The 4,218-nt window shown below is 72.0% G+C and carries 4 protein-coding genes; 3 read left to right on the top strand and 1 reads right to left on the bottom strand.

The window, feature by feature from the left end; all coding sequences use genetic code 11:
* Positions 1-1,138 (top strand): multidrug effflux MFS transporter (locus K6I34_RS32755; RefSeq protein ID WP_229331674.1); only part of this gene is annotated, 1,138 nt, incomplete at its 5' end.
* Between the two features lie 105 nt (positions 1,139-1,243).
* The gene (locus K6I34_RS32750; protein ID WP_229331673.1) at positions 1,244-2,245 is read left to right on the top strand and encodes an aldo/keto reductase; all 1,002 of its coding nucleotides are present in this window, start codon (positions 1,244-1,246) and stop codon (positions 2,243-2,245) included.
* Positions 2,246-2,266: 21 nt separating this feature from the next.
* On the opposite strand, the gene K6I34_RS32745 is transcribed toward K6I34_RS32750, so the two are convergent.
* Positions 2,267-3,355, bottom strand: a complete 1,089-nt coding sequence (locus tag K6I34_RS32745) for a DUF1259 domain-containing protein (protein ID WP_229331672.1) — start codon at positions 3,353-3,355, stop codon at positions 2,267-2,269.
* Between the two features lie 316 nt (positions 3,356-3,671).
* On the opposite strand from K6I34_RS32745, the gene K6I34_RS32740 reads away from it, so the two are divergent.
* On the top strand, positions 3,672-4,218 hold a 547-nt coding region (locus K6I34_RS32740; RefSeq protein WP_229331671.1), incomplete at its 3' end, for a carboxylesterase family protein.

Raw genomic sequence — 4,218 nt, 5'->3', positions numbered from 1 at the left:
GTCCGCGTTCGGCCCGCTGTCCCTCGACATGTACCTGCCCGCGCTCCCCTCGCTGGCGCAGGGCTTCGGGGTGCGGGACGCGGACGTCCAGCTGACGCTCACCAGCTGCCTCGTGGGCCTGGCCGCGGGCCAGCTGCTCGCGGGCCCGCTCGGCGACCGATGGGGGCGCCGCAAGCCCCTCCTCGTGGGCCTGGTCTGCTACGTCGTGGCGAGCCTGCTGTGTGCCGTGGCCCCCGGCGTCACGGCGCTGACCGGCCTGCGGGCCGTCCAGGGCATCGCGGGCGCGGCGGGCATCGTGCTCAGCCGGGCCATCGTCCGCGACCTCTACGACGGGACCGCGGCGGCCCGTACCTTCTCGCTGCTGATGCTGGTCAACGGCATCGCGCCGATCATGGCCCCCGTCGTGGGCGGGCAGCTGCTGCGCGTCACGTCCTGGCGTGGGATCTTCGTCACCCTCGCCGTCGTCGGGGCGCTGATCCTCGCGGCCACGGTGCTGGTCGTCGAGGAGACCCTGCCGCCCGGGCAGCGCCGGACCGGCGGGCTCGGGGCGACCGTGCGCAGCTTCGGGGCGCTGCTGCGCACGGGGAGCTTCATGCGGTACGCGCTGGCGGGCGGGTGCGCCTTCGCGGCCATGTTCACGTACATATCCGCGTCCTCGTTCGTCCTGCAGCAGGTCTACGGGCTGAGCCCGCAGGAGTTCAGCCTGGCGTTCGGGGCCAACGCGTTCGGCATCATGCTGCTCGGCCAGGGCAACGCGCTGCTGCTGCGCCGCACTTCGCCGCAGGTGCTGCTGCGCGCGGGGCTGATCCTGTGCGCCGCGGGAGGCGCCGCGCTGCTGCTGTCCGTACTGGCGGACCTCGGGCTGCCCGCGGTGCTCGCCTCGCTCTTCGCCCTGGTCGGCAGCATCGGACTGATCATGCCGAACGCGACGGCACTGTCACTGGCGGGCCAGAGCGAGGGCGCGGGCACGGCATCCGCGCTGCTCGGACTGCTCCAGTACGCGCTCGGCGGCATCGCCGCCCCGCTGACGGGCCTGGGCAGTCCCGCACCGTCCATGGCCGTGGTCGTGGCGGTGTTCGCGGCCGCGGCCCTGCTGACGCTCGTACGCCGCCCGGGTCGCCGCGGGGCGACCGTGTGACCTCGCGCCTACGGTTTCCTGGTCGTCGTCATCGGCCGCTGCCCGTTCGAGAAGATCAAGCGCATGGGGTGAGCACCGGGCCCGCCCCGTGGGAGGGAGCAGCACATGAAAGAGCGCGTCCTGGGGAAGGACGGCCCCGCCGTGTCGGCCATCGGCCTCGGCTGCATGGGGATGTCGGTCGCCTACGGCACTCCGGACGACGCCGAGTCGTTCCGCACGCTGGACCTCGCCGCCGAGCTGGGGGTCACGCTGCTGGACACGGCGGACGCGTACGGCCGCGGGGCCAACGAGGAGCTGCTGGGCGGCTGGCTGCGCCGACGGCCCGGCCGCCGGGAGCGCGTGGTCCTCGCCACGAAGTTCGGCCTGCGGCACGACGCGGCCACGGGGCGCGTGGGGGACGTCGACACGTCGGCGGCGTACGTCGGGCCCGCGTGCCACGCGTCGCTGCGCCGTCTCGGCACGGACCACATCGACCTCTATTACGCGCACCGGCGTGACCCGGAAGTCCCCGTCGAGGAAACCGTGGGCGCCATGGCCGCGCTGGTGGCGGAGGGCAGCGTCCGCTTCCTCGGCCTGAGCGAGGTCAGCCCCGCGACGCTGCGCCGGGCGCACGCCGTCCACCCCATCAGCGCGGTGCAGGTGGAGTACTCCCTCTTCACACGGGACGTGGTCGAGGGGGAACTCCTCGCGGTCTGCCGCGAGCTGGGGATCGCCGTCGTCGCCTACTCGCCGCTCGGCCGGGCCATGCTGACGGGAACGATCACCTCGCGCGAGGACCTGGCCGCGCAGGACAACCGCAGGCGCTGGCCCCGCTTCGACGAGGGGAACCTCGGCCGGAACCTGGCCCTCGTGGCCGCCGTACGGGACGTCGCCTCGCGCATCGGCTGCTCGCCCGCGCAGGCGGCCCTCGCGTGGCTCCTCGCCCAGGGGGACGACATCGTCCCCATCCCCGGCACCAAGCGGCGGAGCTACCTGACCGAGAACGCCGCGGCGGCGGACATCGCACTGGACCCGGACGCGCTCGCGCTGCTGCGCGCGGCGGTACCCACGGAGGCCGTCGCCGGGGAGCGGTACCCGGAGCAGACGCTCAGGCGGCTGGGGCACTGATCCGTTCGTCCGGGGCCCGGTTCAGCGGGAAGAGCGCGGGCCGGGTTCCGGGTCCGCTGTCGATTCCGCTGTCGATTCCGCTTTCCGTTCCGTGGAGTTGGAGGACGGAGCGACGTTGGTGGCCGCCACCGCGGGCCGCAGGGCTCGTGCGAGGGTGACGGCGTCCCCGACTGCCCAGATGTGGGTGAAGAACAGCCGCGGCTCTTCCGTCAGACCGTGATTGTGCAGCTCGACGAGGTCGATGGAGCCGCGGCGCAGGGCACCGATGGCGTCCTGCACCTCCGAAGCGATCATGACGAAATCGCCGTTGAGAGCGGCGCGGCCACCGCCTATGGGCTGGAAGTTGAAGGCGGTGGTGGCGCCCAGCCCCGGCGGCAGGGCCCGGTTGCCGTCCACGACGGTTTCCCGGCGGATGAAGGTGCAGGTGTAGATCCCGGCTCCGGCGGTTCCGTGGGAACCCAGCGCCGCGTCGATTCCCGCCGTGTCCAGATCGAGCCGGCCGGGTGACGGGGGTGGAGACGGCGGTGGCGTACCGCTTTCCTCCATGACGGCACGCAGGCCGCGGGCCAGGTCGACAGGGTCGTGTCCGTGCGTGTGAACGTGCGTCCACCAGACTGGAGGGGTCTGCTCCAGCAGGTGCTTGTGGATCGCGGTCTGGATGAATCCGTGGGCCTGCAGAGCATCGGTGAGCCTCTGCAACCGGCTCTCGGTGACCACCAGATCGCCCATGACCATGATGCTTCCGTCGCTGTAACGGACGAACGACGCGTGCGAACCGAGCGCGAGCCCTGGCGTGACCGGGATCCCGCGGGAGACGACGCGGAGATCCCAGCGGGGAAAAGGCGTGTGGTAGAAGAGGCCCCGGATCATGTTGCCGGAACGTCCGAGCGTCTTCGCGACCTCCGCCCACCCCGCCTGAGTCGTGGGCACAGGGGATATGAGGCGTCCCGCCGACTTCGTCCGGGCGGCGGACCCGGCACGGGCGTCGGCGATTCCGTCGGCGATTCCCAGCCTTGCGACCGCGGGTGTCAGTACGGCCATGGCCAGCAGTTTCCGCCGCCGCAGCGCGGTCACCCGGCCTTCGTGTTCATGTGATTCGCACGCACTCATCCTCGGACTCCTTGCATCCACTAGGGGGCACGTCGAGCCGGACGGCCGGATGCGGGTGATCGAAGCGTCCACATGGACACGTGGTCGTGTGGGAGCTCGCACGAAGCTGCTCAGCGCGGCACACACCCATCCACGTATGTGCCCAAACACTTGAACATGTAAAACGGTTATCACACAGAAGAGCCCGTTCGGGTGACGCGCTGGGGAGACCGCGTCCTGCCAGGAGGGACGGATATGTGGCCGCCCCAGGCCTGTGAGCGTAGAACCGGTGTCATTGGTGTTCGCCGCGCGCGGCGGTGAGGGAGAGGCGGCAACGGTGGCGGAAAACGGAGGACCGGTGGTGGCCACGCGGGCGGGCCGCGTACGCGGAATCGCCGAGGGGCCGGTGGCCGCCTTCCGCGGCATCCCCTACGCCGCCTCACCCGTGGGCGAGCTGCGCTTCGCCCCGCCACGGCCCCACCCGGGCTGGGGCGACGTACGCGATGCCGCCCGTTCCGGTCCGGCGGTGCCGCAGTCGCACTCGCGGCTGGAAGGCGTGATGGGGCCGCGGGTGCCGGACTGGGACGAGGACGGCTGTCTGAACCTCAACGTGTGGACCCCGGCCTCGGCCCTGGCCGAGAGCGCGGTGCCGCGGCCGGTGCTGGTGTGGTTCCACGGCGGCGGCTGGTCCAGCGGCTCCGGCGGCTGGGACTGGTACGACGGAACCCACCTCGCCGCACTCGGCGACATCACCGTCGTCACCGCCAACTACCGCATCGGCCCCCTCGGCTTCCTCCACCTGCCCGCCATCGGCGCCGACAACCTCGGCCCCCAGGACCAGGCGGCCGTCCTGCACTGGGTGAGCGAGAACATCACCGCCTTCG

Source organism: Streptomyces sp. UNOC14_S4, assembly GCF_020740835.1.
In the GTDB taxonomy this organism is placed as follows: domain Bacteria; phylum Actinomycetota; class Actinomycetes; order Streptomycetales; family Streptomycetaceae; genus Streptomyces.
The sequence above is the reverse complement of the archived record's forward strand: the minus strand, read 5'-3'. Positions and strand labels throughout refer to the sequence as shown.

Bases quoted from the DNA above. Each gene is read 5' to 3' on its own strand.
- K6I34_RS32750 (WP_229331673.1), top strand. From the start codon at position 1,244: ATGAAAGAGCGCGTCCTGGGGAAGGACGGCCCCGCCGTGTCGGCCATC.
- K6I34_RS32745 (WP_229331672.1), bottom strand. From the start codon at position 3,355: ATGAGTGCGTGCGAATCACATGAACACGAAGGCCGGGTGACCGCGCTG.